Source organism: Microbacterium sp. 2RAF4, from assembly GCF_052115285.1.
In the GTDB taxonomy this organism is placed as follows: domain Bacteria; phylum Actinomycetota; class Actinomycetes; order Actinomycetales; family Microbacteriaceae; genus Microbacterium; species Microbacterium oxydans.
Genome location: NZ_JBFRGI010000003.1, coordinates 163,258 through 189,837, shown reverse-complemented (window position 1 = coordinate 189,837; position 26,580 = coordinate 163,258). Strand labels below are relative to the sequence as shown.

Annotated in this window: 26 protein-coding genes; 10 read left to right on the top strand and 16 right to left on the bottom strand. The window is 69.6% G+C overall.

All coding sequences use genetic code 11. From position 1 onward, the window contains the following. Complete coding sequence (locus tag AB4070_RS14430) at positions 1 to 1,467, top strand: GMC family oxidoreductase (RefSeq protein WP_441980889.1); 1,467 nt, start codon at positions 1 to 3, stop codon at positions 1,465 to 1,467. A 20-nt stretch (positions 1,468 to 1,487) separates the two neighbouring features. Here the strand turns inward: AB4070_RS14430 and AB4070_RS14425 are convergent, their stop codons facing one another. Further along, the gene (locus tag AB4070_RS14425; RefSeq protein ID WP_441980711.1) at positions 1,488 to 2,099 is read right to left on the bottom strand and encodes a TetR/AcrR family transcriptional regulator; all 612 of its coding nucleotides are present in this window, start codon (positions 2,097 to 2,099) and stop codon (positions 1,488 to 1,490) included. Positions 2,100 to 2,264: 165 nt separating this feature from the next. Between AB4070_RS14425 and AB4070_RS14420 the strand changes: the two genes are divergently transcribed. From AB4070_RS14420 to AB4070_RS14400, 5 genes are read left to right on the top strand one after another with little or no spacing between them, the layout of a single operon-like run. Next, on the top strand, positions 2,265 to 3,266 hold the full coding sequence (locus tag AB4070_RS14420; protein WP_441980710.1) for an ABC transporter substrate-binding protein: 1,002 nt from the start codon (positions 2,265 to 2,267) through the stop codon (positions 3,264 to 3,266). A 5-nt stretch (positions 3,267 to 3,271) separates the two neighbouring features. Continuing rightward, complete coding sequence (locus AB4070_RS14415) at positions 3,272 to 4,051, top strand: ABC transporter permease (RefSeq protein WP_441980709.1); 780 nt, start codon at positions 3,272 to 3,274, stop codon at positions 4,049 to 4,051. Next, on the top strand, positions 4,051 to 4,887 hold the full coding sequence (locus AB4070_RS14410) for an ABC transporter permease (RefSeq protein WP_441980708.1): 837 nt from the start codon (positions 4,051 to 4,053) through the stop codon (positions 4,885 to 4,887). The genes AB4070_RS14415 and AB4070_RS14410 overlap by 1 nt, the downstream gene beginning before the upstream one ends. Then, complete coding sequence (locus tag AB4070_RS14405) at positions 4,884 to 5,675, top strand: ABC transporter ATP-binding protein (protein ID WP_441980707.1); 792 nt, start codon at positions 4,884 to 4,886, stop codon at positions 5,673 to 5,675. The genes AB4070_RS14410 and AB4070_RS14405 overlap by 4 nt, the downstream gene beginning before the upstream one ends. Continuing rightward, positions 5,676 to 7,991: an arylsulfatase gene (locus AB4070_RS14400; RefSeq protein WP_441980706.1), complete on the top strand. Its 2,316-nt coding sequence runs from the start codon at positions 5,676 to 5,678 to the stop codon at positions 7,989 to 7,991. It abuts the gene before it with no gap. A gap of 142 nt (positions 7,992 to 8,133) precedes the next feature. Here AB4070_RS14400 and AB4070_RS14395 read toward each other — a convergent pair whose 3' ends face one another. The 5 genes from AB4070_RS14395 to AB4070_RS14375 are packed head-to-tail and all read right to left on the bottom strand — an operon-like array spanning position 8,134 to position 12,885. After that, complete coding sequence (locus tag AB4070_RS14395; RefSeq protein ID WP_441980705.1) at positions 8,134 to 8,505, bottom strand: DUF202 domain-containing protein; 372 nt, start codon at positions 8,503 to 8,505, stop codon at positions 8,134 to 8,136. A gap of 13 nt (positions 8,506 to 8,518) precedes the next feature. After that, positions 8,519 to 8,875: a YidH family protein gene (locus AB4070_RS14390; protein ID WP_441980704.1), complete on the bottom strand. Its 357-nt coding sequence runs from the start codon at positions 8,873 to 8,875 to the stop codon at positions 8,519 to 8,521. A 37-nt stretch (positions 8,876 to 8,912) separates the two neighbouring features. After that, on the bottom strand, positions 8,913 to 10,556 hold the full coding sequence (locus AB4070_RS14385) for an amidohydrolase (RefSeq protein ID WP_441980703.1): 1,644 nt from the start codon (positions 10,554 to 10,556) through the stop codon (positions 8,913 to 8,915). A 1-nt stretch (position 10,557) separates the two neighbouring features. After that, a complete protein-coding gene (locus AB4070_RS14380; protein ID WP_441980702.1) occupies positions 10,558 to 11,397 on the bottom strand; it encodes a molybdenum cofactor biosynthesis F family protein in 840 nt (279 codons plus the stop codon). Positions 11,398 to 11,430: 33 nt separating this feature from the next. Further along, the gene (locus AB4070_RS14375) at positions 11,431 to 12,885 is read right to left on the bottom strand and encodes an APC family permease (protein ID WP_441980701.1); all 1,455 of its coding nucleotides are present in this window, start codon (positions 12,883 to 12,885) and stop codon (positions 11,431 to 11,433) included. Positions 12,886 to 13,128: 243 nt separating this feature from the next. Between AB4070_RS14375 and AB4070_RS14370 the strand changes: the two genes are divergently transcribed. Both AB4070_RS14370 and AB4070_RS14365 read left to right on the top strand, forming a co-directional pair. Further along, positions 13,129 to 13,896: an SDR family NAD(P)-dependent oxidoreductase gene (locus AB4070_RS14370; protein WP_441980700.1), complete on the top strand. Its 768-nt coding sequence runs from the start codon at positions 13,129 to 13,131 to the stop codon at positions 13,894 to 13,896. An 89-nt stretch (positions 13,897 to 13,985) separates the two neighbouring features. Beyond that, a complete protein-coding gene (locus AB4070_RS14365; RefSeq protein ID WP_441980699.1) occupies positions 13,986 to 14,801 on the top strand; it encodes an SDR family NAD(P)-dependent oxidoreductase in 816 nt (271 codons plus the stop codon). A 15-nt stretch (positions 14,802 to 14,816) separates the two neighbouring features. Here the strand turns inward: AB4070_RS14365 and AB4070_RS14360 are convergent, their stop codons facing one another. Further along, positions 14,817 to 15,374, bottom strand: coding sequence for a TetR/AcrR family transcriptional regulator (locus AB4070_RS14360; RefSeq protein WP_441980698.1), 558 nt, complete (start codon positions 15,372 to 15,374; stop codon positions 14,817 to 14,819). Positions 15,375 to 15,493: 119 nt separating this feature from the next. Here AB4070_RS14360 and AB4070_RS14355 point away from each other — a divergent pair, with 119 nt between their 5' ends. After that, positions 15,494 to 16,528 (top strand): aldo/keto reductase, encoded by a 1,035-nt coding sequence (locus AB4070_RS14355; RefSeq protein ID WP_441980697.1) that lies wholly within the window; start codon positions 15,494 to 15,496, stop codon positions 16,526 to 16,528. A 27-nt stretch (positions 16,529 to 16,555) separates the two neighbouring features. On the opposite strand, the gene AB4070_RS14350 is transcribed toward AB4070_RS14355, so the two are convergent. The 8 genes from AB4070_RS14350 to AB4070_RS14315 form a co-directional block, all read right to left on the bottom strand. Continuing rightward, positions 16,556 to 17,206 carry an HAD-IA family hydrolase gene (locus AB4070_RS14350; protein ID WP_441980696.1) on the bottom strand — a complete coding sequence of 217 codons (651 nt, stop codon included), beginning with the start codon at positions 17,204 to 17,206 and terminating at the stop codon, positions 16,556 to 16,558. A 61-nt stretch (positions 17,207 to 17,267) separates the two neighbouring features. Further along, positions 17,268 to 17,960 carry an ABC transporter ATP-binding protein gene (locus AB4070_RS14345; protein ID WP_441980695.1) on the bottom strand — a complete coding sequence of 231 codons (693 nt, stop codon included), beginning with the start codon at positions 17,958 to 17,960 and terminating at the stop codon, positions 17,268 to 17,270. Next, a complete protein-coding gene (locus tag AB4070_RS14340; protein WP_441980694.1) occupies positions 17,957 to 19,729 on the bottom strand; it encodes a branched-chain amino acid ABC transporter ATP-binding protein/permease in 1,773 nt (590 codons plus the stop codon). Before AB4070_RS14340 ends, AB4070_RS14345 begins: the two co-directional genes overlap by 4 nt. Next, positions 19,716 to 20,576 carry a branched-chain amino acid ABC transporter permease gene (locus AB4070_RS14335; protein WP_282846244.1) on the bottom strand — a complete coding sequence of 287 codons (861 nt, stop codon included), beginning with the start codon at positions 20,574 to 20,576 and terminating at the stop codon, positions 19,716 to 19,718. The genes AB4070_RS14340 and AB4070_RS14335 overlap by 14 nt, the downstream gene beginning before the upstream one ends. Before the next feature lie 78 nt (positions 20,577 to 20,654). Next, on the bottom strand, positions 20,655 to 21,827 hold the full coding sequence (locus AB4070_RS14330; RefSeq protein ID WP_046748894.1) for an ABC transporter substrate-binding protein: 1,173 nt from the start codon (positions 21,825 to 21,827) through the stop codon (positions 20,655 to 20,657). A gap of 108 nt (positions 21,828 to 21,935) precedes the next feature. After that, positions 21,936 to 22,325 (bottom strand): nuclear transport factor 2 family protein, encoded by a 390-nt coding sequence (locus AB4070_RS14325; protein WP_058632455.1) that lies wholly within the window; start codon positions 22,323 to 22,325, stop codon positions 21,936 to 21,938. A 25-nt stretch (positions 22,326 to 22,350) separates the two neighbouring features. Then, positions 22,351 to 23,139 carry a MoaF C-terminal domain-containing protein gene (locus AB4070_RS14320; RefSeq protein WP_441980693.1) on the bottom strand — a complete coding sequence of 263 codons (789 nt, stop codon included), beginning with the start codon at positions 23,137 to 23,139 and terminating at the stop codon, positions 22,351 to 22,353. A gap of 220 nt (positions 23,140 to 23,359) precedes the next feature. After that, positions 23,360 to 24,316, bottom strand: a complete 957-nt coding sequence (locus AB4070_RS14315; RefSeq protein ID WP_046748897.1) for a helix-turn-helix domain-containing protein — start codon at positions 24,314 to 24,316, stop codon at positions 23,360 to 23,362. Between the two features lie 116 nt (positions 24,317 to 24,432). Here AB4070_RS14315 and AB4070_RS14310 point away from each other — a divergent pair, with 116 nt between their 5' ends. Continuing rightward, complete coding sequence (locus tag AB4070_RS14310) at positions 24,433 to 25,554, top strand: DUF998 domain-containing protein (RefSeq protein ID WP_441980692.1); 1,122 nt, start codon at positions 24,433 to 24,435, stop codon at positions 25,552 to 25,554. On the opposite strand, the gene AB4070_RS14305 is transcribed toward AB4070_RS14310, so the two are convergent. Then, positions 25,551 to 26,537 (bottom strand): spermidine synthase, encoded by a 987-nt coding sequence (locus tag AB4070_RS14305; RefSeq protein WP_441980691.1) that lies wholly within the window; start codon positions 26,535 to 26,537, stop codon positions 25,551 to 25,553. The genes AB4070_RS14310 and AB4070_RS14305 overlap by 4 nt on opposite strands. Positions 26,538 to 26,580: the final 43 nt, after the last annotated feature.

Genomic DNA, 26,580 nt, shown 5'->3' with positions numbered 1-26,580 from the left:
GTGCGCTCCGCCATCGTCGTCGGGGCCGGCACCTCGGGCGCCATCGTCGCCCGGCGTCTCACCGACGCCGGTGTCGCGGTGACGCTCGTCGAGGCCGGCGGCTACGACACGAACCCGGCCATCCACGATCCGTCGCGGGCGGGGGAGCTCTGGCACTCCGCCGAGGACTGGGACTTCTTCACGGTGCCGCAGCCGCACGCGGCCGGTCGACGTCTGCATCTCCCTCGAGGGAAGGTCACCGGCGGCTCGCACGCGCTGAACGCCATGATCTGGGTGCGCGGCGCCGCCTCCGACTACGACGCGTGGGAAGAGGCTGGGGCGACCGGATGGGGGTGGGCCGAGGTCGAGCCGATCTACGACGCGATCGAGAACGACCTGCTGCCCGTGACCGACGACTACGCGCTCTCGCCCATCCAGGCCTCGATCATCGATGCCGCAGTGGAGGAGGGGCTGCCGCGCAACCCGAACTACAACGGCGGCACGCTCGACGGGGTGTCGCAGGAGCAGGTCACGATCAGGGACGGCCGCCGCGTCAACACCTGGACCGCCTATGCGCAGCCCGTCGCCGAGCGGATGACGATCCTCACCGGCCGCGCCGTCCACTCCGTGATCGTGCGCGACGGGCGCGCGGTCGGCATCCGGCTGGGGGAGGGCGACGAGACCGAGGAGGTGTTCGCGGACGAGGTCGTCCTGTCGGCGGGAGCGCTCGGCACGCCCGTCATCCTGCTGCGCTCGGGCATCGGTCCCGCCGACGAGCTGAGAGCGCTCGGCATCCCCGTCGTGCACGACGCACCCGCTGTGGGCAAGAACCTGCACGACCACCTTCTCTCGCCGGTGATCTTCGCGACCGAGCAGAAGCCCGTGGGCCCGCCGCAGTCGGGGGTGTCCGTCACGCAGAGCCACCTGTTCTGGCGCAGCCGGGACGGCCTCGCGCAGCCGGACACGCAGCCCATCCACTTCTCCGTGCCCATGTGGGGCGACCTCGAACCGCGGGGCGCCGACGGGTTCACGCTCATGGCGGGCCTGGTGACGCCGTACAGCCGCGGCGAGCTGCGCCTCACCGGTCCCGGCCTCGACGACCTGCCGCACATCGACCTGGCGGCACTGGAAGACCAGCGCGATGCCGACGCCCTCGCCGCCTCCGTGCGCCAGTGCCGCCGCATCGGCGCACAGCCTGCGCTCGCCGAGGAGTGGGGAGCCGTGGAGGTCTACCCCGGGCCGGACGTGACGGACGACGATGTGCAGGACTGGGTGCGCCGCACAGCCATCACCTACCACCACCAGGTCGGCACCTGCCGCATGGGCAGCGACCCGGAGTCCGTGGTCGATCCGCAGCTCCGGGTACGCGGGATCGAGGGGCTCCGTGTGGTCGACGCCTCGGTGATGCCGACGGTGACCACCGGCAACACCAACGCGCCAGCGGCCATGATCGCCGAACGCGGCGCGCGGTTCATTCTCGCGGGCTGAAGGCAGGACGACGGATGCGATCAGCGGGCGGGCGGAGCGGCGGGGCGACGGAGCATCGACAGCAGGGCGTCGAGACCGTCGTTCAGCCGCCCGTCGCCGGCCGAGTCCGGCATCAGCACCGAGATCATCTGCCACCCCGCATTGCGCGACGCGATCTCGTTCACCGCGGTCTCGATGTCGATGCCGTCGGCGAGTTCGCCGTCTTCCCTGGCCTCGATCAGACACCGGCGGAACAGGTCGCGCCAGTGCAGGTTGTTCACGCGGTGGATCCTGGTGACCTCGTCGTCCTGCGATGCGTGGTCCCAGAACGCGATGACCACCTTGGCGTACAGCGGTCCGTTCGGGCTGTAGGGGAGGATCTCCCTGCACATCAGCTCCAGAGCCTCGAGTCCCCTGACGCCCTCGATGCGGGCGTGGATACGGTCGTTGGCGAGCGAGTACAGCCGGAGGAACGCGGCCGTGAGGACGCTCCTCTTGTCGGGGAAGTAGCGGGCGATCGCGCCATGGGCGTAACCGGCCTCCGTGGCGATCTCGCGCATCGTGAGGTTGTCGAATCCGACCCGGATGATCACCTGCGTCGCCGCATCGGCGATGTGGGTCCTGCGTTCCTCATGGTCGACGATCTTGGGCATCGCGCCCCCCTCTCCGGTCCTGCACTCTCACATCCACGATTCTCCATTTGCTGTTTTTAGTCACCAAACGGTGACTAACGTAACCCGATCGTAATCAACAAAGAACTTGGCACGACTACGATCTTTAAAATCACCAACCGGTGACTAACTCGAAGAGGAGTTCTCATGAACGTCACAAGACTCGCACGTCGCACATCCGCCGCCCTCGTGGTGGCCGGGATGCTCGCGCTCGCAGCCTGCACCTCCGCACCCGCTTCCTCCTCCGGCGGCGACGGCGAGCTGACGACGCTCAAGGTCGCGACCATCGGCCTCGTCTCCGATGGGGCGCTGATGCTGGGACAGGAGCAGGGCTTCTTCGAGGAGGAGGGGCTGAAGTTGGAGACCTCGGTGGTCGCCAACCCGCCGGCCGGACTCGCGGCCGCGCAGGGCGGACAGGTCGACGTCGCGTATGCCCCCAGCATCCCGCTGCTGAACGCACTCAGCAGCGGCGTCCCGCTGAAGGTGGTCGCGCCGGCGGACGGATTCGTCGCCGGAGCGGCTGACGCCGAAGACCCCGCGACCGTCGACGACACCGGCCTGTTCGCTTCCGCCGCCAGCGGCATCTCCTCGGTCGCCGACCTGAAGGGGGCGACCATCGCGATCCCCGCGCGCAAGGCGCAGCTCGAAGTCGTCATCTCCGACGCCCTCGACCGCGCCGGCGTCGACCCCGGCTCGGTGGAGTGGGTCGTCCTCGACTTCACCTCGGCGGTCGCCGCGCTGCAGAGCGGCACGGTCGATGCGGCGGGTCTCGTCAGTCCTTTCACCGCCGAGGCGGATGCGGCCGGTGCGGTGCAGCTCGACTCGCCGTCCGTCGGCTTCTTCGAGGAGGGCGCCGTGGGGCTGTGGACCGCGGGGGAGAGCACGATCGCGGCGAAGGCCGATGCCATCGCCGCCTTCCAGCGCGCGGTCGCCAAGAGCAACGCCTACGCGAACGAGCACCCGGAGGACGCGATCCAGGCCGGGATCGACGCCACCGGCTCGACACTGACGGTCGACGACGTCAAGCTGCCGTTCTGGCCGGCGGAGGTCGCACCCGTGGATCTCGAACGCGTGAACGACAAGCTCGTCGCCCTCGGCTTCCTCTCGGCTCCGGTCAACCTCGAAGGCGTCGTCCTCGCCGCCGGATGATGCTCATGAACCGCTCTTCTCTCCTCCCACCGCTCATCGGAGCAGCCGGCGTCGTCTCGGCGCTGGCGCTCTGGGAATGGTCGGCGACCGCCGGGCCGCTCGCCGGGTCACCGCTGCCCGCAGCCACTGCCGCGATCGGCGAGGCGTTCCGTCTGCTCGGAACCCCTGCGACGTGGACAGCCCTCGGCGACACGCTCACGATGGCCCTCGTCGGACTCGTCCTGGCGATCGTCATCGGTGTCGCCCTCGGCGTCGCGATCGGCACGTCGCCGCTCGCGATGCACGCGACGCGGGTGCCGCTGGAGTTCCTGAAACCCATCCCGCCGATCGTGATCCTGCCCGTCGTCGTGCTGGTCATGGGGCCGACGGCGAGCATGGGCATCTTCCTGGTGTTCTTCGGATGCTTCATCGCGATCGCCGTGCAGGCCTCGGCCGGCGTCTTCGACACCGATCCGGTCGCCAGGGCCACCGGACGCTCCTACGGCATGGGAAGAGCCGAGATCCTCGGCCGGATCGTGCTCCCGAGCGCACTGCCCTACATCGGCACGGCTGTGCGGGTCGCCGCACCGACCTCGCTCGTGGTCGCCGTGGTGGCTGGACTCCTCGGGGGAGGGCCAGGTCTCGGCCAGAGCCTGCTGCTGTCGCAGATCACCGGCAACCAGGCGCAGCTCTTCGCCTACGTGCTGATCCTCGGTGTGCTCGGCCTGCTCATTCAGGGACTCAGCCAGTGGGGCGAGCGCAGGCTCCTGCACTGGCACCCGCAATACCGGAAGCAGGTGGTGTGATGACCCTCACCTCGTCGATCCAGACCCGTACCAGGCTCGCTCGGCGGCGCGGCCAGGACGGACTCCCGCGCGGCGTTCTGCTCGGTGCCGAGATCGCGGTGCCCATCGCGCTGCTGGCTCTGTGGTGGTTCGCCTCGGCCGGGTCGACCAACGCGTTCTTCCCGCCGCTGCAGACGATCCTGCAACGGCTCTGGCAGCTCGCGCAGACGCCCGCGTTCCTGCTCGACGTCGCTTCGTCCGTCGGCAACCTGGTCGTGTCCTTCCTGCTGGCGACCGTGATCGGTGTGCTCCTGGGGCTGCTGCTGGGCCTCATCCGTCCGCTGAGTTGGTTCGCCGAGCCGACCATCCACTTCTTCCGTGCGATCCCGCCGGTCGCGCTGGTGCCGATCTTCGTCTCGCTCATCGGGTTCGGCACCGAGACGCGCATCCTCTCCATCACCCTGGCCGCGGTGTTCCCCATCCTGATCTCGACGATCGACGGTGTCCGCGCCGGCGAGCCCACACTCGAGATGGTGAGCCGCGTGTACCGGCTGAGTGCCGGCGAGCGGCTGTTCTCCGTGATGCTCCCCGCGGCGAGCCCGCGCATCCTGTCCGGGATGCAGGTCAGTCTGATCACGGCGTTCGTCGTCATGATCGCGAGCGAGATGCTCGGCTCCTCGACGGGACTCGGAGCGGCGACGTTGCTCGCGCAGCAGTCCTTCGCCATCCCGGATATGTGGGCCGGGATCCTCGTCCTCGGCGTCATCGGATACACCGCGACCGCCGTGTTCACCCTCTTCCGGCGCCGCGTGCTGCGCTGGTACATCGCCTCCCAGCAACAGGAGAAGAACGCATGACCACCACCACCGTCCCCGCGCCGGCGCGCCTCAGCGTGCAAGGCCTCGCGAAGTCGTACGAGACGAAGGCGGGTCCTGTGCCCGTGATCGCCGACCTCACCTTCGACGTGCACGCCGGGGAGGTGTGCTGCATCGTCGGGCCCTCCGGTATCGGCAAGACCACCCTGCTGAAGTGTCTCACCGGGCTGCAGAGCATCACGGCCGGAAGCGCGGCCATCGACGGGACCCCCATCGACGGCCCTCCCGAGGAGATGGCGCTCGTCTTCCAGGAGTACACCCGGTCGCTGATGCCCTGGCTCACGGTCGAGAAGAACGTGCGACTGCCGTTGAAGCATCTGCGTCTGCCTGCCGAGGAGCGCGAGAAGCGCATCGACGCGGCCCTCGCCGCGGTCGGACTGTCCGGTGCGGAGTCGAAGTTCCCCTGGCAGCTGTCCGGCGGGATGCAGCAGCGCGTCGCGATCGCGCGGGCGATCGCCTACCGGCCGGAGGTGCTCGTGATGGACGAGCCCTTCGCCTCGGTCGACGCGCAGACGCGTTTCGAGCTGGAGGACCTGTGCCTGCGCATCCGGGAGCAGTTCGGGATGACGATCGTCGTCGTCACCCATGACATCGATGAGGCGGTGTACCTCTCCGACCGTGTGGTGGTGCTCGGCGAACGCCCCGCGAAGGTCACCGAGATCATCGAGATCGACTTCGGCGCTCCTCGTGATCAGCTCACGACACGCGCCCTCCCGGTGTTCGCCGAGCTGCGCACCCGCATCTTCGAGCTCATCCGGAAGGCGGGCTGAATGTCCGCGCCGTACGAAGCCCGTGGATACGAACGGTTCCAGGGCCGCGCCGAGGAGTTCACCTCGTCCTCCGAGCCCTGGTGGCCGGAGCCTCGCCGCGCGAGGGCGGGGGCTCCGAACGTGATCGTGATGCTGATCGACGATCTGGGCTTCAGCGACCTCGGGCCCTTCGGCAGCGAGATCGACACCCCGCGCATCGATGCGCTGGCCGCCGACGGCTGGGTCTTCACGAACTACCGCACCGCTCCGATGTGCTCCCCGGCCCGCGCCGCCCTGCTCACGGGCGTAAACCCCCACCGTGCGGGCTTCGGCTTCGTGGCGCACGTCGATCCCGGTTACCCGGGGTTCAGCTGCGAGCTGCCCGCCGATGCCCCGACCCTCGCCGAGTCGCTGCGGGCAGGGGGATACGCGACGTTCATGGTCGGCAAGTGGCACCTGACGCTGGAGTCGAGCCTGCACGACGGAGCCGACCGTCGCACGTGGCCGTTGCAGCGCGGCTTCGACAGGTACTTCGGCAGCATGGACGGTTTCACCTCGCTGCACCACCCGCACCGGCTCGTGCAGGACAACGCGGTGGTCGATCTGCACGAGTACCCCGAGGGCTTCTTCCTGACGGACGAGCTCACGGACAGGGCGATCGGCATGATCGACGATCTGCGCGTGAACGACCCCGACAAGCCGTTCTTCCTCTATTACGCGCACACCTCGGTGCACGGCCCCATCCAGGCGAAGGACATCGACATCGCGAAGTACCGCGGTCGGTATGAGGCCGGGTGGAACCGGATGCGCGAGGAGCGATTCGCTCGGCAGCAGGAACGGGGCATCGTGCCGGCGCATGCCGCGCTGCCGACGGACGCGATAGCCGACGGCGCGCAGATCCCCGCCTGGGACGACCTCACCGATGACGACCGGCGGCTGTTCGCGCGGCACATGGAGGTGTACGCGGCGGCCGTGGACGAGATCGACCAGAGCGTGGGTCGCCTGCTCGATCGACTCGAACGAAGCGGGGAGCGCGAGAACACCATCGTGGTGATCGCCAGTGACAACGGGGGAACGGCGGAGGGCGGTCCGACCGGCACGCGGAGCTACTTCGCGCAGTTCGGCAGTCACGGCGGCATGCCGGAGGGCTGGGTCACCGACGTGCCCCGCGACGTGGACGACATCGGCGGGCCACGCCTCTTCGGGCAGTACCCCACAGGGTGGGCACGGGTGTCCAACACCCCGTTCCGCTCGTTCAAGGCCACCACCTATGAGGGGGGAGTGCACGCGCCTCTGCTCGTGTCCTGGCCCGCTGCACCGATGCGCGGCGGGTTGCGCGACCAGTTCGTGTTCGTGTCCGACCTCGCGCCTACGCTGCTGGAACTCTGCGGGGTGCCTGCCCTGGCCGAACGCAACGGCCTGCCAGCGCTCGACATGGACGGCGGCAGCATCGTGGACGTGCTCGCGGACCCTCGTGCGGACGGGCGCGAGGCGCAGTACTTCGAGTGCGTGGGGCGGCGAGCGATCGTGGACGGCCGCTGGAAGGCACTCTCCGACGTGGCCCCCACGCCGGACGAAGGACCCGCCGGGGGGAGCTGGGAACTGTACGACCTGGAGCTCGACCCCACGGAGACCGTCGACGTCGCGCATGCCCACCCGGAGGTCGTCGCCGCACTCGCAGGTCGCTGGCATGCCGAGGCCTGGCGGAACACGGTGTTCCCGCTCGACGACGATGGTGCACTGTTCCGGGTGCGACCCGACACCGAGGAGCCGTTGTCGGCACCGGTCGACCTGATCCCGTTCCGCCCTCCGCTGGAGAGATTCCGTGCGGCGAAGCTGACGGTGCTGCGCTCGTTCCGCATCGAGGTGGATCTCGAGGTCGGCCAGGACGCCGCAGGAGTGATCGTGGCGCACGGCGACCAGGGCGGCGGATACCTGCTCGCGCTCGACCGCGGTGCCCCGCTGCTCGTGTACAACGCCTACGGTCGCATGCACCGCGCGCGGGGTTCCCTGCTCGGTGCCGGTCCGCATCGCCTCCTGGTGCGCGTGGACGAGCAGCCGGGTCTGCGCTGGAGCGCGAGCGTCGAGGTCGACGGGCGCGATGACGTCCGGATCGACGATGTGCCCATGCTGATCGGGATGTCGCCCTTCACCGGCATCAGCGTCGGCTACGACTTCGGCGGCCCCGTCGACTGGGAGCTGCACGAAGAGCACCGGTCGTATCCGTTCCGCGGCGGTTCGCTGCAACGCGTGCGCTACGTGCCGGGCACCCGCTCCGTGCACGACGCGACCGTGCTGCGCGCGGTGGGACGCACCGTGCTGGCGGTCGCCGACTGAGAGCTCGGCACCCCGCCTGGGCGGGCTGGCCCCGAATCCGGCTGGCCCCGAATCCGGCTGGCCCCGAATCCGGCTGGCCCGAATCCGGCTGGCCCCGAATCCGGCTGGCACCGACGTCTGAGGGGGCGTCGGTGCCGGCCGGTCACATCGCGAGCTGTGCGACGACGACGAGAACCACCGCGATCACCCCGAAGCCGGTCCCGAACACGGTGAGCGCGAGCAGGAGCGAACCGCCGGGAAGGGGCCCCGCCGCCGTCTCCGTGAGCACGGCGGTCGTGCGGCGCTGTCGTCGTCGTGCGGCGATCCAGAGCACACACGCGGTGCCGACGCCGATCACGCCGGGTGCGATGCCCCAGGCCCCGAACTCGGGCGGCAGGACGAGCGGGAAGACCCGCAGCGACAGCAGTGAGCCGATCGCGATCGCGAGGGCGGTGCGTCGCCAGGCGAGCTCGGTGCGCTCCGGTTGCAGTCCGGGGTCGTACCGTCGTTGCGGTTCGATGGCACGTCGCATCATCCGCGCTGACCGATCAACGCCACAGGACGCCGGCGAGCACCAGCAGCCCGACCGCCACGACCACCGCCGCCAGCAGCACGGCGGACAGTGCACCGGGCAGCGGCCGCGACTGCCGCATCGCGCGTTCCGCCCGCATCCACTCCCACCACGCGAGAGGGGCGACCACGGTGCCGGTCACCATCAGCAGCAGCGAGGCCGCGAGGCGGAATCCCGGATGCAGATCCAGGCCGAGCACCTCGAGAGCGACGCCGCCGGCGATCAGCGCGAGGGCGGTCCTGGTCCACGCCAGGAACGTGCGCTCGTTGGCGAGGGAGAACCGCGGGTCGGGCTCGTCTCCGACGCCGTACACGGAGGAGGGGAAGCGTCGCATCGCCTCATCGTATCGACGCGACCGCCGCATCCGCGGGTCAGTCCCCGTGCACGCGGCGACCGGCGAACCACGTCGACATGATCGGGGTGTGCACGATCTCGTCGGCGGGCCCGGCGATCGCGTCACGCGCCAGCACCACGAAGTCGGCCGACTTGCCGGGGGAGAGGGAGCCGGTCTCGCCTGCGAGGCCCATCGCGGTCGCCGCGTTGATCGTGAAGACCTCCAGAGCCTCCTGCGCCGTGATCGCCTGTTCGGGCCAGAGACGTCCCGGCGCACGACCGAGCGGATCAGCTCTGGTCACCAGACCCTGCAGCCCCTCCAGCGTGTTCGGGGAATCGCTCACGGGCCAGTCGGATCCGCCCGCCACGAGCGCCCCGGCGTCGAGGAGAGAGCGGTTGGGCTGCGAGTGCTCCGCCCGATCGCCGAGCACGTCGGCCAGCGCCTGCGGGATCACTCCGGGGTACCAGATGAACGGGGAGATGTCGGCCGAGACATTCAGCTCGGCCAGACGAGGGATGTCGGATTCGGCGAGGAACTGCCCGTGCGCGATCTGCACCGGCGTGGTGAAGCCTGCTGCGCGCAGCTGCTCCGTCGCGTCGAGGACCAGTCGGGCGGAGCCGTCCCCCGTGCAGTGCACCTTGGCGCCGAGGCCACGCTCCGCCACGGCGCGCAGCCACCCCGTGAGCTCGTCGAGGGTCATGGTCGTCTCGCCGTGGAAGTGTGCGCCGTGCACCGGGTCGGCGGGGTACGGGTCGAGGAAGGCGGCGGTGCGGGCGGGCGGAACGCCGTCGAGGAAGATCTTGACGAAATCGGGCCGGTGGTGCGGGGTGCGGAACTCCTCGCCCCGGTCGAGCAGGGGAGCGCCGATCGGGTCGAACCCGAAGATCTCGTCGTTGATCAGCAGCGATGACACGACCCAGGCGCGCAGGTCGTCCGCGCGGTCGAGGTCGGAGAGCGCGCGGAGGATGTCCACCGAGACTCCCGCATCCTGGAACGCGGTCACGCCGTAGGAGTTGAGGATCTCGATACCCCGTCGGGAGGCCGCGGCGTGCTGCTCCGGTGTGAGCCCGCCCGTGCGGTCGTAGGCCTCCTGCACCGGGATCCCCGCGGCTTCGAGCAGGACGCCGGAGGGTGTGCCGTCGTCCGGGTCGAGCAGGGTCACCCCCGACTCGGGGACGTGCTCCGCCGTGATGCCCGCGAGCTCCAGCGCCCGACTGCTCACCCAGCGGTTGTGGCGGGAATCCTCCATGAGCATCACCGGGCGCCCGCCGCTCGCCTCGTCCAGACGGCGTCGGCTCGCGGTGTTCGCGAGGGAGGGCAGCAGGGTGGTCGCCACCGCGCCGCCGACGATCCAGGCGTCCTGCGGCAGCTCTACGGCCTTCTCCCGCACGCGGTCGAGCACCTCATCGAGAGTCAGCGACGGTGCGAGCGACAACTCGAACAGGTCCGTGCGCCCGGCGAGCGCGTGGTGGTTGTGCACATCGACGAAACCGGGGTACACGGCCGCGTCGCCGACCTCGAGCAGACGGGTCCTGCGGCCCCGGAGCGCTTCGATGTCCGCGCGCGCTCCGACCGCGAGGATCCTGCCGTCGCGCACGGCGAAGGCCTCAGCCACCGGGTTCGCGCGGTCGGCCGTGCGGATCACGGAACCGGTGACGATGAGGTCGGCGACGTCGGTCATGTCAGACGGCTCCGAAGGTCGCGGGCTCGAGCTCTGGCGCGTGCAGCGTCGTGGAGAGCAGTCGTCCGTGGGCGCCGAACGTGAAGTGCGTCGGCACCTCTCCGCTCTCGTCGAGGCCGAACAGCACGCCGTGCGAGCGGATCGCGTTCACGTCGCGGTGGTCGGCGATCGTCACGGATGCGCACGGGATGACCTTCTCGCGCCAGGCGAACACGTAGATGCCGGGGCGGATCTGCCACACGCTGTTCTCATCCGTGTCGGCGAGGCCGCGTTCCGGTCCCGCGAGGCACTGCCACGAGTACCAGCGCGACGACAGGTAGACGTGCTCGTAGGCGTGCTCTTCGCTGTACACCCACTCGACCCTGCGACCGATGAGGGTCGTCGTGGGAGCGGCCTCCTCGCCGCTCTGCTCTCTGCCCTCGATCACGCCGGGGGCGAAGTGGTGCTGCACGCGGGTGCGGCCCTGCTCCGGTGCCGGGAGGATCTCGGAGATCACGGCCAGAGTGCGGCCCTGTCGCAGGTCGAGGATGAGCGAGACGGCTTCGTGCGGCAGGTAGCGGTGGTGGAACTGCACGAAGTAGAGCTGCTCGTCGACCTCGAAGGCCTCGTAGTCGTCGGTGTCGGCCGCTGCCTCGGTGCCGTCCTCCGCCCCCGGCTGGTACTCCCACGCGACGGTCGAGTCGGCGAAGCGATGCACGATGCGGGTGCCGCGGCCGTCGACGACGGTGACCTCGGTGCCGCTCAGCGCGGTGGAGTGCGGGGCCTTGTTCGCATCGAAGCCGGGTGCCAGTCCCTCCAGGGGCAGCCAGGTCGAGGTGTCGGCGGGATTCAGAGTGGTCATGCGATCTCCTTCGATGGGTGGTCTGGGGAAGGGTCAGCGGTCGCTGAACTGTTCCAGGTCGGTGGCGAGGCCTTCGTAGACGGCTGGTCTGGCGCGCTTCAGGTAGGCCCCGTACCCGATGCCGCCGATCAGGGCGACGACCAGCAGCAGCGGCATCAGCCGGATGGCGAGCTCCTCCGACCCGGCGACGATGTTGAAGTTCACGACGGCGAGGACGGAGATGGCTGCGATGCCGAGGAAGCCGATGCCGGGGGCGATGAACGTGCTCCACCAGCGCGGGTCCTGGCGGCGGCGGAAGTAGACCACGATCGAGATCGCGGCGAGTCCCTGCAGGATCAGCACGCTCAGGGTGCCGAATCCGAGCATGGCGGGGACGAGCGTGACGATCGGGTCCGCTCCCGCGATGGCGAAGATCACCGCGACGACCGCGGCGAAGCCGGCCTGCACGATCCCGGCCAGCTGCGGCGCGCCGTTGGCACGCGTGCGGGCGAGGGCCTGTGGGAGAATCCTGGCCCGCCCCAGCGAGTACAGGTAGCGCGTCGCCGAGTTGTGGAAGGCGAGCATGGCGGCGAACAGGCTCACCAGGAGCAGGATCATCATCACGGTCGTGAGGGGGCCGCCCAGGTACTGCTGCGAGAGCGAGAAGATGAGGTCGCCGGTGGGCAGATGCTCGAGCGCGGTGGCCTGTGCCTGCGCCACACCGGTCGCACTCACGACGGCCCAGGTGGTGACACCCAGGATGACGCCGATCGCGATGATCGAGGTGTAGGTGGCCCGGGGGATCGTGCGCAGGGGCTGCTTGGCCTCCTCGCTGAACAGCGCCGTCGCCTCGAAGCCGAGGAAGCCGGTCGCCGCGAGCAGCAGGCCGATGGGCAGCGACCCGGAGAACACGGCCTCGGGGCTGAATGCCGCCACGTCGTAGCCGGTCTGCACGAGTACGGAGATGTCGAACACCACGAGCATCAGCACCTCGAGCACGAGACAGACTCCCAGGATCTTCGAGCTGAAGTCGACGCCGACCCTGGCCAGCACGAAGCAGACGACGATGGACAGCAGGCCCCAGACGAGCCAGTGCACGTCGAGGCCGGTGAGGTCGCGGATGATCGTCTGCATGAAGAAGCCGCTGGTGCCGATCGTTCCGACGACGAAGAAGTTGTAGCCGAGGGTGGCGATCAGACCCGCGATGAGGCCACCGGTGCGACCGAGGCCCTTCACCACGAACGCGTAGAAGCCTCCGGCGTTCACGAGCTGCTTCGACATCTGGGCGTAGCCGATCGCGAACAGCAGCAGGATCGCTGCGACCAGGAAGAACGACATGGGCGTGCCGCCGCCGTTGCCCAGCGCGATGGCGAGCGAGGCCACGACCACGACGCCCGTGAGCGGGGCGACGGCGGCGAGGACGAGGAAGACGATCCCGGCGACACCGAGGGCGCCGGGTCGGAGAGAGGTGTGCGTGTGCGTCGTGGACGCGGATGTCGGGTCTGCCACGTCGGCTCCTTTGCTGGGTGACGGCCGTGCGGACACGGCATCGACGACGAGGGGAATCGTCGATAGAGCGAGTCTGCTCGTGCTGTCGACGGTGCGCTTGACCCTGAGGGAAAGACGATGGTGCCAGCGTGCACAGCCTCATCCCGAACCTTCGAACCGCCGGGAGCAGGGGAGCAGGATGACCGTGATGACACCGCCGTCCTCTCCCGCACCACCGGTGCAGGGACGGCCTGCGAGGGACAGATGGATCTGCAGCTGCACGACAGGACGGCCCTGATCACGGGCGCCGGGAGCGGCATCGGGCGCGCCACGGCCCGCGCGCTCGCCCAGGAGGGGATGCGGGTGGCGCTGCTCGACCGCGACAGCGCCGCCCTAGAGGCCACCGCTGCGCTCGTGCGGGATTCGGTTCCGGAAGCGCCGGAGGCGGTTGTCGTCCTCGTCGACGTGACGGATGAAGTGCAGGTACGCGCCGGCGTGCGCGCGGCGGTCGACGGTCTCGGCGGGGTGGATCACGTGGTGTGCTGCGCAGGCATCTCCGGCCCGGTCGGATCGTCGATCGAGGACATCGACCTGGCCGCGTGGAATGCCGTGCTCGCCGTCAACGTGACAGGGCCCTTCCTGGTGCTCAAGCACGCGCTCCCCGCGCTGCGGACCGCGGATCGGGGGTCCATCGTCCTCCTCGCGAGCGACTCGGCCCTCGTCGCCTCACCAGGGATGGTGCCCTACTGCGCGTCGAAGGCCGCGGTCGTCCAGTTCGGCCGCGCGCTGTCCGTCGATCTCCTCGGCACGGGGATCCGCGTGAACTCGATCGCCCCGTCGATCGTCGACACACCGATGAGTCGCGGCGATCTGGGTGAGGCCGCTCTCGACGATCCCGGGTTCCCCGTGCAGACCGCGGACGAGGTGGCCGCCCACGTGGCCTACCTGCTGTCGCCTCACGCCGCAGCGGTGAACGGCACCACGCTAATCAGCGACTTCGGCTACACCGCCCGCTCGGGATTCCCCGCCTGATGCGGACGCATCGGACCAGACCACCGCGCGCACGCGCATCACGCGAACAGCGCGCACGCGCATCACGAGAACACCACACAGGAGAAGACATGGGAATCACGGTCGGATCGAGCGTCTCGGGGCGCGTCATCGTCATCACCGGAGGCGGCACGGGCATCGGCGCGGCCATCGCCGAGCGCTATGCGGCAGAGGGGGCCCACGTCGTGGTGGTGGGTCGGCGAGCGGAGCCGCTGCACGAGGTGGAGCGGGCGGTGGGCGCGGTGCCCGTCATCGCGGATGCCGCGGACACCGCGTCGGCCCAGGCCGCTGTCGCCGAGGTGCTGGCGCGCTTCGGTCGCATCGATGTGCTCGTCGCGAACGCCGGCGGCCACGGGTTCTCCCCGGTCGGCGACACCGACGATGCGAGCTGGGAGGCGGCGATCCGGGCGAACCTCACGACCGCGTTCACGATGGCGCGCGAGGCCCTTCCTGCGCTGATCGAGGCGAAGGGGCAGATCGTGATCGTCTCTTCGCTCGCCGGTCTGTTCGCCGGCCCGTCGGTGGCCGGGTACACGGTGGGCAAGCACGCGCTGATCGGACTGACCCGCACGCTGGCGCGTGACTACGGCCGGCACGGCGTGCGGGTGAACGCGATCTGCCCCGGGTGGGTGCAGACGCCCATGGCCGACGAGGAGATGGACGAGTTCGCCTCGCACGCCGGGCTCGGTTCCCGTGAGGAGGCGTATGCAACGGTCACGGCCGACGTGCCTCTGCGGCGTCCGGCGCGCCCGTCCGAGATCGCCTCGGTGGTGCGCTTCCTCGGGTCGGGGGAGTCGTCCTACATCACCGGTGCGGTGATCGTCGCGGACGGCGGTTCGCACGTCGTCGACGTGCCGACCATCGCCTTCGACCACGCCGGGATGTGATCGACCGGGGGTGCGTCAGGGGCGGGTTCCGGCCGTTGCGCGGTAGCGGAGACCATCCACGAGCAGCCCGACCAGGACCTCACTCTGCTCCTCCGATCCCGCGGAGTGGCAGAGGTTCGCTGCGGCGTACAGGAGTTGCGTCGCGTCGACGTCGCGGCGGATCGTCCCCGCGTCGACTGCGGCATCGAGAAGGCGTTCGAGTGCTCCGCCGAGTTCGGCGGTGAAGTAGGACGGCAGTGCCTCGAAGGCGGGATCTCCGGAGTGCAGCGCGGCAGCGAGTCCGCGCTTCGTGGCGACGAACTGCGTGAAGCGCTGCAGCCACAGGGCGAGCGCCTCGTCCGGGGCGTGCGCGGCGGCGAGCTCGTCCGCAGCCGCGGCGGTGGCATCGACGGCGTGCCGGAAGACGGCGACCACGAGGTCCGACCGCTGCGGGAAGCGGCGATACAGGGTGCCCACTCCGACGCCTGCGCGCTCGGCGATCAGCCGCGCGGGCGCATCGACCCCCTCCGTCGCGAAGACCTCGCGCGCGGCGTCGGTCAGAGCGTCGGCATTGCGGCGGGCGTCGGCGCGCATGGATCCTCCGGGGGGTTGCGTAAACGGAACGCCGTTCCGTATGCTTCCGGAAAGGCGTTCCACTTCGGTCAACGATAGGGCACCGGACAGCAGAGCGCCATCGATGGAAGGAACACGACATGCACTACCGCACCCTCGGCAGGACCGGCATCCAGGTGAGCCCGTTCGCCCTCGGGGCCATGATGCTCGGGACGGACGGCAGCATCGGGAACGGCGACGAACGGGACTCCATCCGCATCGTGCATCGAGCCATCGATGCGGGCATCAACATCATCGACACGGCCGACCGGTACTCGCAGGGCGGCTCCGAAGAGCTCATCGGCAAGGCGCTCGCCGGGCGGCGCGACGACGTGGTCGTGGCCACGAAGTTCAACGGACCGATGGGCGCTGATCCGAACAGGCGCGGCAACTCCCGTCGATGGATCATGCGCGCCGTCGAGGACTCGCTCCGTCGACTGGGGACCGACTACATCGACCTGTACCAGGCGCACCGTCCTGACGACACCGTCGACCTCGAGGAGACGCTCTCCGCGCTGACCGATCTGGTCCGCAGCGGCAAGGTGCGGGCGATCGGCAGCTCGGACTTCCCCGCCTCGATGCAGGTCGAGGCGCAGTGGACCTCCGAGCGTCGGGGCCTCGAGCGCTTCCGCACCGAGCAGCCGACCTACTCGATCCTGAACCGTGGCATCGAACGGGAAGTCCTGCCCGTCGCGCAGCGCTACGGCATGGGCGCCCTCGTCTGGAGCCCGCTCGCCGGTGGCATGCTGACCGGACGGTTCCGGAGGGGACAGCAGACCGATCTCGCGCGCGCGACCATGTTCCGGCACAACCAGGACGAGCGGCGGATCGACGCCGTGGAGCAGATCGTCGCTCTCTCCGAGGAGACCGGCATCCGGATGACCCACCTCGCGATGGCGTTCGCGATCGCGCATCCCGGGGTCACGAGCGCGCTGATCGGCCCGCGATCGATGGAGCAGCTGGACGACCTGCTCGCGGGAGTGGACGTCGCGCTCACGGATGAGGTGCTCGACCGGATCGACGCGATCGTCCCGCCCGGCACCGACATCGGACGCCTCGACCAGCAGTACAACCCGCCAGCCGTGCTCGAGGCCGCGCTGCGACGGCGACCGGTGGCGCACCGCTCCGCCGCTTAGGCGATCGGGCGGCGAGCTCCGGACGGCTCAGCCGATCCGGAGCTCGAAGCCGTCGTCGACGGCGGCGATCGACACCTGCGTGAGGTCGTCCACGTGCGCGGTCGGGGCGTGGGCGGCGGCGTGCGGGCCGACTCCGATCACTCGCATGCCCGCGGCGTGGGCGGCCTGGATCCCGGCGCCGGAGTCCTCGAACACGAGGCAGTCCACGGGGTCGACGCCCAGTGTGCGTGCAGCGAGGAGGAAGCCCTCAGGGTCGGGCTTCGACGCGGACACGTTCTCGGCCGTCACGGCGAGGGCGGGCACGGTCAGCCCGGCCTGCCGCATCCGTGCGGTCATCAAGGCGACGTTGGCAGAGGTCACGATCGCGTGGGCGAAGGGCTCCAGAGCATCGAGCAGACCGTCGGCGCCGGGGATCATGATGACGCCTTCCACGTCGGACGCCTCGTTCGCGAGCATGACCTCGTTCTCGCGGAGGTTGATCGCGTGATCGCGCTCGGGCAGCATGATCGCCATGCTCTGGTGACCCTGACGTCCGTGCACCACACTCAGCACCGTCTCGGGGGCGATCCCGTGCGGCTCCGCCCAGGCCAGCCACAGCCGCTCCACCACAGCGGTCGAGTCGACGAGGGTGCCGTCCATGTCGAGGAGGGCGGCGCGGGCGTGGATGGTCTGGGTCATCCTCTCAGGCTAATCCCCACGTCCCGTCCATCGCCGCCGGTCGCTCGCCCCTGACACGTGCTCAGCCGCCGAGGTAGGCCCGGTGCAGCAATGCGGGGTCGGCCTGCAGCGCCTGCGCCGTGCCCTGGAACGAGACGCGCCCGCCGGCGACGACCACCGCATCCTCGGCCAGCCCGAGAGCGAGCTGGGTGAACTGTTCGACCAGCAGCACCCCGACCCCGGACTCGGCGATGGACTGCACGATCGGCATCAGCCGCAGGAAGACGACGGGGGCGAGGCCAAGCGACATCTCGTCGATCAGCAGGATGCGGGGTTTCGCGGCGAACGCCCTGGCCAGCACGACCATCTGCTGCTCCCCGCCCGACAGCAGGGCGGTGGGGGCGTCGATGCGCTTCTCGAGTTCGGGGAACTGCGCCAGGACGGCGTCGAACTCCGAAGGGGTGCGCGCCGTGAGCGAGAGGTTCTCCCGCACGGTCAGCGACGGGAAGACGGCTCGGCCCTGCTCGATGTGCACGATGCCGCGGCGCGCCCTGGTGACGCGGGAGAGCCGGTCGATGGGTTCGCCGTCCAGAGTGATCGTCCCCGCGGAGTGAGGGGTCACGCCGGAGACGGATTCGATCAGGCTCGTCTTGCCTGCGCCGTTGGGGCCGACCAGGGCCAGCACCTCGCCGCCGGCGACCCGCAGCGAGACGTCCGAGATGACGGGCCCGGCTCCGCGACTCACCGTCACCGCGTCCAGCACGAGTTCGCTCATGTCAGCAGCTCCGTCTCTCCCATGTAGGCCTTCACCACATCGGGGTTCGCGAGCACCGCGGCCTGCGGTCCGCTCGCCAGCACCCGACCGAAGTCGAGCACGGTCAGAGTGGGGCACACGGAGCGCACGAGGTCGAGGTCGTGCTCGATGATGATCAGGGCGACGCCGTAGCGTGCCGGCAGGTCTCGCAGACGTGCCGCGAGCGCCAGGTGCTCCTCATGCGACAGGCCGGCAGCCGGCTCGTCGAGGATGAGCAGACGGGGTCGGGCGGCGACGTTCGCGGCGACCTCCACCAGCCGTCGGGTGCCGACGTCGACGCTCGACAGGCGCGCGCGGGAGGGCGGGCAGCCGAAGAACTCCAGCACCTCGTCGATGTCGGCCTTCGCGAGCCGGCGTCTGGCCACGAACCGCACGTAGGCGCCGACCGTGAGCGCGGGCGGAACCCGATCCTGTTGGAACGTGCGCCGCAGCCCCAATCGCGCACGACGGGTGGGGGAGAGGCCTGCCAGGTCGCGGTCGCCGAGCAGCACACGTCCTCCGTGCTTCGGCAGGAAGCCGCTGATCGCGTCGACGAAGGTCGACTTCCCTGCGCCGTTGGGCCCGATCAGCCCCATGATCGATGCGGCCGGCACCCGGAACGACACATCGTCCAGTGCCTTGAGCGCGCCGAACTGCACGGTGAGACCCTCCACGGTGAGCACGGGCGCCCCACGCAGGTCGGCATCGTCGACCGTGGCCGTCGTCGTCGTCGTGACGGCCGAGGCATCGGCTCCAGCATCGGCAGGCAGGGCGGTGAGCTGCGCGTTCGCGGTTCGCCGGTCCGCGCGGCGGTAGAGCAGGTTGCGGATGCCCTGGCCGAGGTTGGTCCCGCTCGTGAGAGCCTGCACGCCCAGCACGCCGAAGACGACGAAAGCCCAGTCCTGCGGCACGCCCCAGCGCTTGAGGAGCTCGGGCACGAGCACCCAGAGCAGTCCGCCGAAGATCGCCATGTCGATCAGGTGGGCGCCGGACATGATCGCCAGCACGTAGAGCGCGAGGGACTGCAGCGGCGTGAAGCTCGACGCGAACGGCAGCTGCACCTGCCCGGCCAGCAGCCCACCCGAGATACCGCCGAGGGCCGCGGAGACGGCGAAGGCGGTCAGCTTGGCTGCCTGCACGCTCTGTCCCGCGGCGGCGGTTCCCCGTTCGGAGAACGCCACGGCCTTCCAGCTCGACCCCCAGCGGCCGCGCTGCAGGAAGAACACCCCGAGGGCGCAGACCGCGAGCACGACGATGGAGAGGAAGAAGAACTGGCGGTCGTTCGAGAACATCTCCGGACGTTCGATGGCCGTGCCGTCCGCCGACCCGGGGAACTGGATCTGCACCAGCGTGACGTCGGCCGCTGCGGCGAAGCCGAGGGTCACGACTGCCAGGTTCACCCCCCGCAGTCGCAGGGCGGGAAGGCCGACCAGGATGCCGACGAACCCTGCGGCGACACCACCGAGGATCAGCCACAGGAGGAATCCGCCCGGTGCCTGCAGGACGTTGAGCAGCGAGACGATCCAGGCGCCGACGGCTGCGAACGTGAGCTGGCACAGGGCGATCATCCCTGCGGAGCCGGTCACGATGCCGAGGCCGAGGATGGCGATGGCTGCGGTGACCGCACTGATGGCGAGGAAGACGAAGTACCCGGGCAGGGCCGAGCTGAGGATCGCACCGACCCCGATGCCGACGAGGGCGACGGCGAACGGCCAGGTGACGCGGAACCAGGGGCGGTCAGCGAGCGGCATCCCACACCTCCTTGCGCTGCGTCCAGAGCAGCAGGACGACGATGAACAGGAACGGAAGGAAGTTGCGCACCAGGGCGACCTCGTCGATCTGGGCGACGAGTCCGCCGAGCACGCCGAGGATGAGTCCGCCGGCGACGGCGAGGTCGAGCCGGCGGAAACCACCCAGGAGCGCGGCTGCGGCGGCTGGCACGATGAGCATCGACAGGCTCGTGGCGTCGTTGGACTGCGACGGCGCCACGATGATGATCGCGATCGCGCTGATCACACCGGTGACGAACCACACCGCGATGGAGAGCGGCCGCGAGCGGATGCCGAGCAGCTCGGCCGTCGTGGGGCGCTCGGAGAGGGCGCGCAGCTGCGTTCCGACTCTGGTGCGACGCAGGACGATGCGCACGGCGACGGCGGTCACGATCGCCATCGCGACGGTCGCGACCGTCACCTGGCTGACGACGACGCCGCCGATCGTGAAAGCGGGCCCGGCGATGATCGGCGCGAACGGCTGCGGCTTGTTGCCGAACAGGATGAACGACATCGAGATCAGCAGCAGCAGCGGGCCGACGGTCATCGCCGATCGGGTCGTGGTCGACGCCTCGGACAGCCACGTCGCAGCGATGAAGCCGATCGCCGCGGCCAGCAGACCTGCCACGAGCACACCGAGCACGGAGCCGACCCAGATCGGCAGCCCGAGCTCGCGCACGAGCCAGACCGCCGTGAAGCCGCCGAACATGCCGGTGGCGGCCTGGGCGAAGTTCACGACTCGTACGAGCCGGGACATGAGCGTCAGGCATACGCCGAGGACCGCGTAGAGGCCGCCGGCGGCGAGCCCGGCGATGGCACCTTGCAGCATGGGCGTCCTTTCTGTTCCGAGGGGGAGGGGGAAGGGCCTGCCGCCGGTAATGCGCCCGGCGGCAGGCGGTCTGATGGACTACTCGCCGATGCGGAGCCAGTCGTCGGCGACCTGCTCCCAGGCGTGGGTGCCGGACTTGAGGATGATCGGCCAGCCCGCGGTGTTCTGCGTGCCGAACGCATAGGGCGTGCCGACCATCGGGTTCTCGATCGGCTCCATGTTCTTCAGCGCCTCGGAGACGCTCTCACGGGTGATGTCGCCGTCGATGCCCTTGAGCACCTCGATGAAGTAGGTCGCCGCGAGGTAGCCGCCCTGGCTGAACGACGTGAGCGGGATGTCGTTGTCCTCCATCAGGGTGCGCCAGTCGGCGTTGATCTCGCTGTCGTCCGTGAACGGATAGAACTCGGCGGGAACGTAGATGCCGGCTCCCGCATCGTCCACGGCCTCGGCGAAGTTCTCGCTGTAGACGCTCGTCAGGTACAGCCAGGTGACGTCGTCCCAGCCCTGGGCGTTCGCGGCCTTGACCTGACCGATCGCGTCCGGCTCGACGGGGTTGATCGCGAGGGCCTTGCAGCCGGCCTCGCGCGCCTTGACGATGTAGGGGGTGTAGTCGGATGCGCCGTACGGGACGGTGTCGTCGACATACTTCGGCTCCTTGCCGGTGATCTCCGACCACTTGTCGATCGCGGCCTGGTAGGTCGGCCGGGTGGAGCCGGCGATCTCGAGCAGGATGCAGATGTCGTCGAGCCCGAGCACCTCGGATCCGTACTGCAGCGTGAGGGTCATGTCGTTGAAGGGACCGACGTTCGCCGGCGAGATGTTCTCGCTGTCGAAGCAGCCGGTGTCGACGCCGATTCCCGGCATCGACAGGATGCTCTCCTGCTCGTAGTACTTGGCGTTGATCTCGCACTCGATCAGGCTCGCGGAGCCGACCAGCGCGACGGCGCCGTCGCTGCCCACCAGCTCCCGGGCCGAGGCGGTCGCCGTGGCGGGGTCGCCCTTGTCGTCGAGGGTCTTGTAGTCGATCTTGCGTCCGTCCAGTCCTCCGGCGTCGTTGAAGGCGTCGAAGACCGCGGCCGCCGCCTGGGAGGCTTCGGGGAAGGTGGCCGGCCCGCTGATGGTGTTGATGGACCCGACCACGATCGGGGCACCGTCGCCTCCACCGGATCCGCCGTCTCCTCCGGCGCAGCCGGCCAGGGCGAGGGCTGCCACGGCGATGAGTGCCGCGGCGCCTGATGCGCGCTTGTTCATGTGGTTCCTGCCTCTCGTGTTCGGATCGTGCTGTGCGTGCTGTGCGTGCCGTGCGTGCCGTTCGTGTCGTGCAGTGGTGGAGCGTCGTGCCGTGTGGCGTGTCCGGACTCAGTCGCGCAGTGCGCGGGACACGAGCTCGGTGTCGGTGAACTGCTCGAAAGCCACGACCTTGCCGTCCGCCAGACGCCACACATGGGCCACCCGTGCGGCGAAGAAGCGGCCGGTGCGCCGATAGGTGCCGGAGTACGTGCCGATGCCCACGACCGCGTCGCCCGCGTCGAGGACCTCATCGATGGCCACGGTGTAGTCGTCCCAGTCCTCCTGGATGCGCTGGAACACGTTGGCGGCCACCGCATCGGGGCCGATGTAGGTTCCCGCGTAGGGGAAGCCGGCGGCCTCGGTCCACTGCACATCGGGTGCGAACGGCGCGAGCATCCCGTCGAGGTCGCCGCGGTCGCTCGCCGCGTAGTGCTCGCGGATGATGTCGGCATTGCCCATGGTGTCTCCTGTTTCTCGCTGTCGATCAGACGGGTTGCGCGTCGGGATAGGCGACCGAGCCGAGCGGGTAGATGTGCCCGCCGGCCCTGGAATGCTCGGAGTCGCCATCGCCGTTCAGGCCGAGGAAGATCCCGGTCGTCATCAGCTGGTAGCCGAGGTCGTGCAGCCAGACGCTCGCGACGGCGATGCGGAACTCGCGGAAGCAGAACAGGTACAGGCCGTCGGCGAACTTCCAGACGGTCGACAGGTCCATGTCGCCGTGACCGCGCTGCACGCCCTCGAGGCACTGCCACGCGTATCGCTGGCTCGACACGTACACGTGCTCGTACAGGTGGTGCGGGCTGTAACGGTAGATGTTGCGCTTTCCGATCAGGTCGCGGCTGGGGCCGGGGACCTCGCCGGTGGCCGGTCCCGCATCCGTCGTGGCCGCCCAGAAGTCCTGGCCGACCTGCGGAGTGCCATCGACGGCCTCGGCGGCGATGCGGGAGCGGATGACGGTCGCCCGATGCGTGGTGGAGGAGACCACGATCGTCAGGGCCTCGCGCTCGCGGCTCTCGAACGGGATGTTGATGAACACGACGTCGTCGCGCACACGGACAGCGTCGTACGGGTCTGTGCCGCCGACGCCGAAGCCCTCCCAGGCGACGGCCTCCTCGTCGAAGCGCAGCGAGAGCGTGCCTCCGTCGTCGAGGGTCAACGTCAGGGAGGTTCCGGCGAGCAGTGTGCTCGGCAGACGGAAGGTGTCGATCCCGGCGGCGAACTCATCGTAGGTTCGCCATTCATCCAGTGCCGGGTCGGTCGTGATGTCGGTCATGCGGGTCCAGACGTCGCACGTGGCAGGGCCTCTTCGCCCCGGGCACCGCGTCGTCGCGATGCGCTTGCCTCATGCTCGGTCCCACGCCCTCAGGCGCTCAAGGTCGCGGGGCCCATCGCGCGCCGAGAGTCAACCGGCGTGCCGTCCAGGGCAAGCGGGCATGACGGCGATTCCGCGCACGTCGGTCGCCGGTCCCGCGCGACGAGTCTTCGCGTCGCGCTCAGTGGGCGGCGCGGTACTCGCTGGGGGAGATGCCGAATGCCGACTTGAACGCGCGACTGAAGTGCGCCGCGTCCACGAAGCCCCAGCGGGCGGCGATCGCGGCGACGGGTCGGTCTGCGAGCATCGGGTCGAGCAGATCGCGGCGGCACTGTTCGAGACGGCGCGTGCGGATCCACGTCGACACGGTCACACCCTGCTCCTGGAACAGGCCGTGCAGGTGACGGGTCGAGATGAAGTGTGCCGAGGCGATCGATGCGGGACCGAGGTCGGTCGACGCGAGGTTCCGGTCGATGTGGGAGCGGATGCGCTGCACGAGCGCGCGGTGCGGGTCGGCCGAGACGCCGTCGAGGCCGAGCTCGCGGGTGAAGACCGTGGAGACGAGATCGAGGGCGCTGTGCGCGAGGCGTGCCCCGGTGGCGCCGGCGAGCTGGTCGAGGTTCCCGGCGAGCTGGGTGAGGTACGGCACGACCATGCCGCCCAGACCCTCCTGCCCGGAGATGCGCACGGCGGTGAGCTGGCCGACCACGTCGGGAGGAAGGCTCAGGAGGTGCTTCGGGAACATCACGACCATCGTGCGGAACCCCTCGTCGAAGACGAGCGAGTACGGCCGATCGGTGTCGTACACCGCGAGATCCCCTGCCTGGAGCACGGCCTCCCGATCGTCCTGGATCAGCAGGCCGGTGCCGGCGAGCATCAGGCTGAGCTTGAAGTAGGAACGGTCGCTCCTGGCGATCAGCTCCGGAGTTCGTTCGACGATGTGCGATGTGGCCCGCACCTCGGTCACGTGGACCTCGTCGACGGACGCACCACGGATGACGCCGCGGAAATGGTCGGGTCCTGCCGTGGAGACCTGCAGCGGGACGAACGACTCGGAGACGGCGGCTCTGAAATCACTGATGTTGCGCGCGACGAGAGTCGATACCGACTCGGCGGGGGCAGCGGGTGCACCGTTCATGACTGATCACCTCGGGTGGTGGAACGACGACGTTGTATACGATCACGTTCCGTGATGCTACCACCGGCCGCGCCGGAACTGCGCTCCTTCTATGATGTGGACCGGGAAGGACGAGGATGAACGCGCTGGCGAGCAGAGTCGTGCAGGTGCTGAGACAGGTACGGGGCCCGGAGACGTCCGCCGCGGTCTTCGAGGCGACGGCGCTCATCGTCGGTGCCGGCTTCTTCGTCGCGGGGTTCGCGATCGGCCTGCCGGTGTTCTGGGGCCACGACCTGGCGATCAGCGGCAGCGGTTCGATCGGCGTCTTCGCCGCGTACGGCGGAGCGATCACCGCGGTGATCGCGTTCACGCTCGGCCGCCTCGCGGTGCGACCGGAACGGCCGGACCCGCAGTCGGTCCGCGACGGGTTCAGCGTGCCGGGTGATCGGCTGCGCTGGTACGACCTCACCGCCATCGCGTTCGCCCACGCGGCGATCGCCTGCCTCGGCTGGCTCGGCATCGCCGAACTCCTCGAGCGGAGCTTCACGGACGCCCCGGTGTTCCCGTTCCCGGGAGCGATCCTGGTGGCTGTGGCCTTCGCCCTGACCGGATACGTCTGCTTCCTCAGCGCGGTCGCCCTCACCCCCATGGTGCTCTCGCTGGTGCTCGCCGTCTTCCTCGTGGTCGGAGCGTTCGCCAGCATGCTCGCCTCGAGCGATGTGCACTGGTGGCGCGACAACCTCTCCGCGCTCGGGATGAGCACCAACAGCGCGTCCGTCGCCTTCAACGTGACGCTGGTCATCGCCGGGATCATGGTCACGACCATCTCCCGATACGCGACCGCCGGACTGCCGGCCGAGAGTCCTGAGGAGCGTCGCGGCCGGTTCATGGTGCGCGGCGGGCTCATCCTGATGGGGATCTTCCTCGCGTGCGTCGGGCTCTTCCCCGTCGACGAGTTCTTCCTCCTGCACAACACGGTCGCGACGGGCATGACGGTCGTCTTCGGGATCATCGTCGTCGGGCTGCCGTGGTTCCTGCCGACCATCCCGCGCGTGTTCGTGGTGTTCGGGTGGATCTACGTCCTGGTGATCATCCTGCTCGCCGCCTTCTTCGCGGTCGGCTATTACAACCTCACCGCGGTCGAGCTGATCGCCGCGGTGCTGATCTTCAGCTGGATCATCGTCTTCCTGCGCACGGCCGGATCGGTCTCAGCGCCCACTCCCGATGCGCGGGCCGACCGGTCCCCGGTCGGCCCCTAGTCCCAGATCGGGTCGTCGGGGTCGGGGGAGTCCGTGCCGTCAGCGTCGGTCATGATGCGGGCTCCGTCGATCCACGCGGTCAGGGATGCGTCGTGCAGCATGTGCGGTCGCGGTGAGCCGAGGAGGTCGGGGTTCGTCACGACGCTCAGCGGGTCATCGCTCGCGAAGACGACGACGTTGCCCAGGGGCCCCTCATCATCTTCCGGCTCGGCGTCGAGGACGACGGCGACATTCTCGAACACCGACCGCAGCGTGGCCGCCTGTCGCCGTGAATACTCGAACGGGTGCCCGTCGAGGAGGTTGACCGCCACGACCGCGCCTACGGCGGAGCGGGCGGCGACGCGCCGGTAGAACTCCTGGCTGGCCACACGGTGGCGGATGACCGCCGCGTCCCACAGGTCGACGACGGTGAAGCGTGCATCCACCCAATCGGTGTCGACGGCGCTGCCACTCGTCGTCGGGGCGCCGCCCCCCGGGGAAGGGGATGCCGGCACCGCGGGTTGTTCCGCGTCAGGGCGATCCGTGTCAGGGTGATCCGTGTCAGGGTGATCCGCGTCGGGGCGTTCCGCGTCAGGGAGATCCGCGTCCGCGACGGCCCGCGCATCCCCGAAGATGACGCGCAGATCGGCGCCGGGCGGGAGGGGCAGTGCGGCGATCACCGCGGCGTAGAGCGCGGGTTCGAACTCGACCACGAGCTGCGGGGATCCGGGGCGCGTGGCCTCGACGTAGCGGGCCAGGGTGAGTGCTCCGGCTCCCAGGTGCACGGTGAACAGCGGGGCACCGGGCTCAGCCGCGGCATCGATCGCTCTGGCGATGTGCTGCGTGTAGGCGTATTCGAGTGTGGTCGGGTCGCTCATCGAGACGACGGACTGCGCGATCCCGTCGACGCTGAGCTCGTAGTGACCTGGCTGCCTTCTCGACTCCATCAGCTTCGCCCTGCGGTTGTCGAGCATGAGCGAGAACACCCGGCGATTCCTTGGCACCCGTCGATTTTAGATCGGCCGGAGGCGGACGACGATCCCGCCA

Coding starts and splice junctions, on each gene's coding strand:
- AB4070_RS14425 (WP_441980711.1), bottom strand. CDS start 2,099: ATGCCCAAGATCGTCGACCATGAGGAACGCAGGACCCACATCGCCGAT.
- AB4070_RS14420 (WP_441980710.1), top strand. CDS start 2,265: ATGAACGTCACAAGACTCGCACGTCGCACATCCGCCGCCCTCGTGGTG.
- AB4070_RS14415 (WP_441980709.1), top strand. CDS start 3,272: ATGAACCGCTCTTCTCTCCTCCCACCGCTCATCGGAGCAGCCGGCGTC.
- AB4070_RS14410 (WP_441980708.1), top strand. CDS start 4,051: ATGACCCTCACCTCGTCGATCCAGACCCGTACCAGGCTCGCTCGGCGG.
- AB4070_RS14405 (WP_441980707.1), top strand. CDS start 4,884: ATGACCACCACCACCGTCCCCGCGCCGGCGCGCCTCAGCGTGCAAGGC.
- AB4070_RS14400 (WP_441980706.1), top strand. CDS start 5,676: ATGTCCGCGCCGTACGAAGCCCGTGGATACGAACGGTTCCAGGGCCGC.
- AB4070_RS14395 (WP_441980705.1), bottom strand. CDS start 8,505: ATGATGCGACGTGCCATCGAACCGCAACGACGGTACGACCCCGGACTG.
- AB4070_RS14390 (WP_441980704.1), bottom strand. CDS start 8,875: ATGCGACGCTTCCCCTCCTCCGTGTACGGCGTCGGAGACGAGCCCGAC.
- AB4070_RS14385 (WP_441980703.1), bottom strand. CDS start 10,556: ATGACCGACGTCGCCGACCTCATCGTCACCGGTTCCGTGATCCGCACG.
- AB4070_RS14380 (WP_441980702.1), bottom strand. CDS start 11,397: ATGACCACTCTGAATCCCGCCGACACCTCGACCTGGCTGCCCCTGGAG.
- AB4070_RS14370 (WP_441980700.1), top strand. CDS start 13,129: ATGGATCTGCAGCTGCACGACAGGACGGCCCTGATCACGGGCGCCGGG.
- AB4070_RS14365 (WP_441980699.1), top strand. CDS start 13,986: ATGGGAATCACGGTCGGATCGAGCGTCTCGGGGCGCGTCATCGTCATC.
- AB4070_RS14360 (WP_441980698.1), bottom strand. CDS start 15,374: ATGCGCGCCGACGCCCGCCGCAATGCCGACGCTCTGACCGACGCCGCG.
- AB4070_RS14355 (WP_441980697.1), top strand. CDS start 15,494: ATGCACTACCGCACCCTCGGCAGGACCGGCATCCAGGTGAGCCCGTTC.
- AB4070_RS14350 (WP_441980696.1), bottom strand. CDS start 17,206: ATGACCCAGACCATCCACGCCCGCGCCGCCCTCCTCGACATGGACGGC.
- AB4070_RS14345 (WP_441980695.1), bottom strand. CDS start 17,960: ATGAGCGAACTCGTGCTGGACGCGGTGACGGTGAGTCGCGGAGCCGGG.
- AB4070_RS14340 (WP_441980694.1), bottom strand. CDS start 19,729: ATGCCGCTCGCTGACCGCCCCTGGTTCCGCGTCACCTGGCCGTTCGCC.
- AB4070_RS14335 (WP_282846244.1), bottom strand. CDS start 20,576: ATGCTGCAAGGTGCCATCGCCGGGCTCGCCGCCGGCGGCCTCTACGCG.
- AB4070_RS14330 (WP_046748894.1), bottom strand. CDS start 21,827: ATGAACAAGCGCGCATCAGGCGCCGCGGCACTCATCGCCGTGGCAGCC.
- AB4070_RS14325 (WP_058632455.1), bottom strand. CDS start 22,325: ATGGGCAATGCCGACATCATCCGCGAGCACTACGCGGCGAGCGACCGC.
- AB4070_RS14320 (WP_441980693.1), bottom strand. CDS start 23,139: ATGACCGACATCACGACCGACCCGGCACTGGATGAATGGCGAACCTAC.
- AB4070_RS14315 (WP_046748897.1), bottom strand. CDS start 24,316: ATGAACGGTGCACCCGCTGCCCCCGCCGAGTCGGTATCGACTCTCGTC.
- AB4070_RS14310 (WP_441980692.1), top strand. CDS start 24,433: ATGAACGCGCTGGCGAGCAGAGTCGTGCAGGTGCTGAGACAGGTACGG.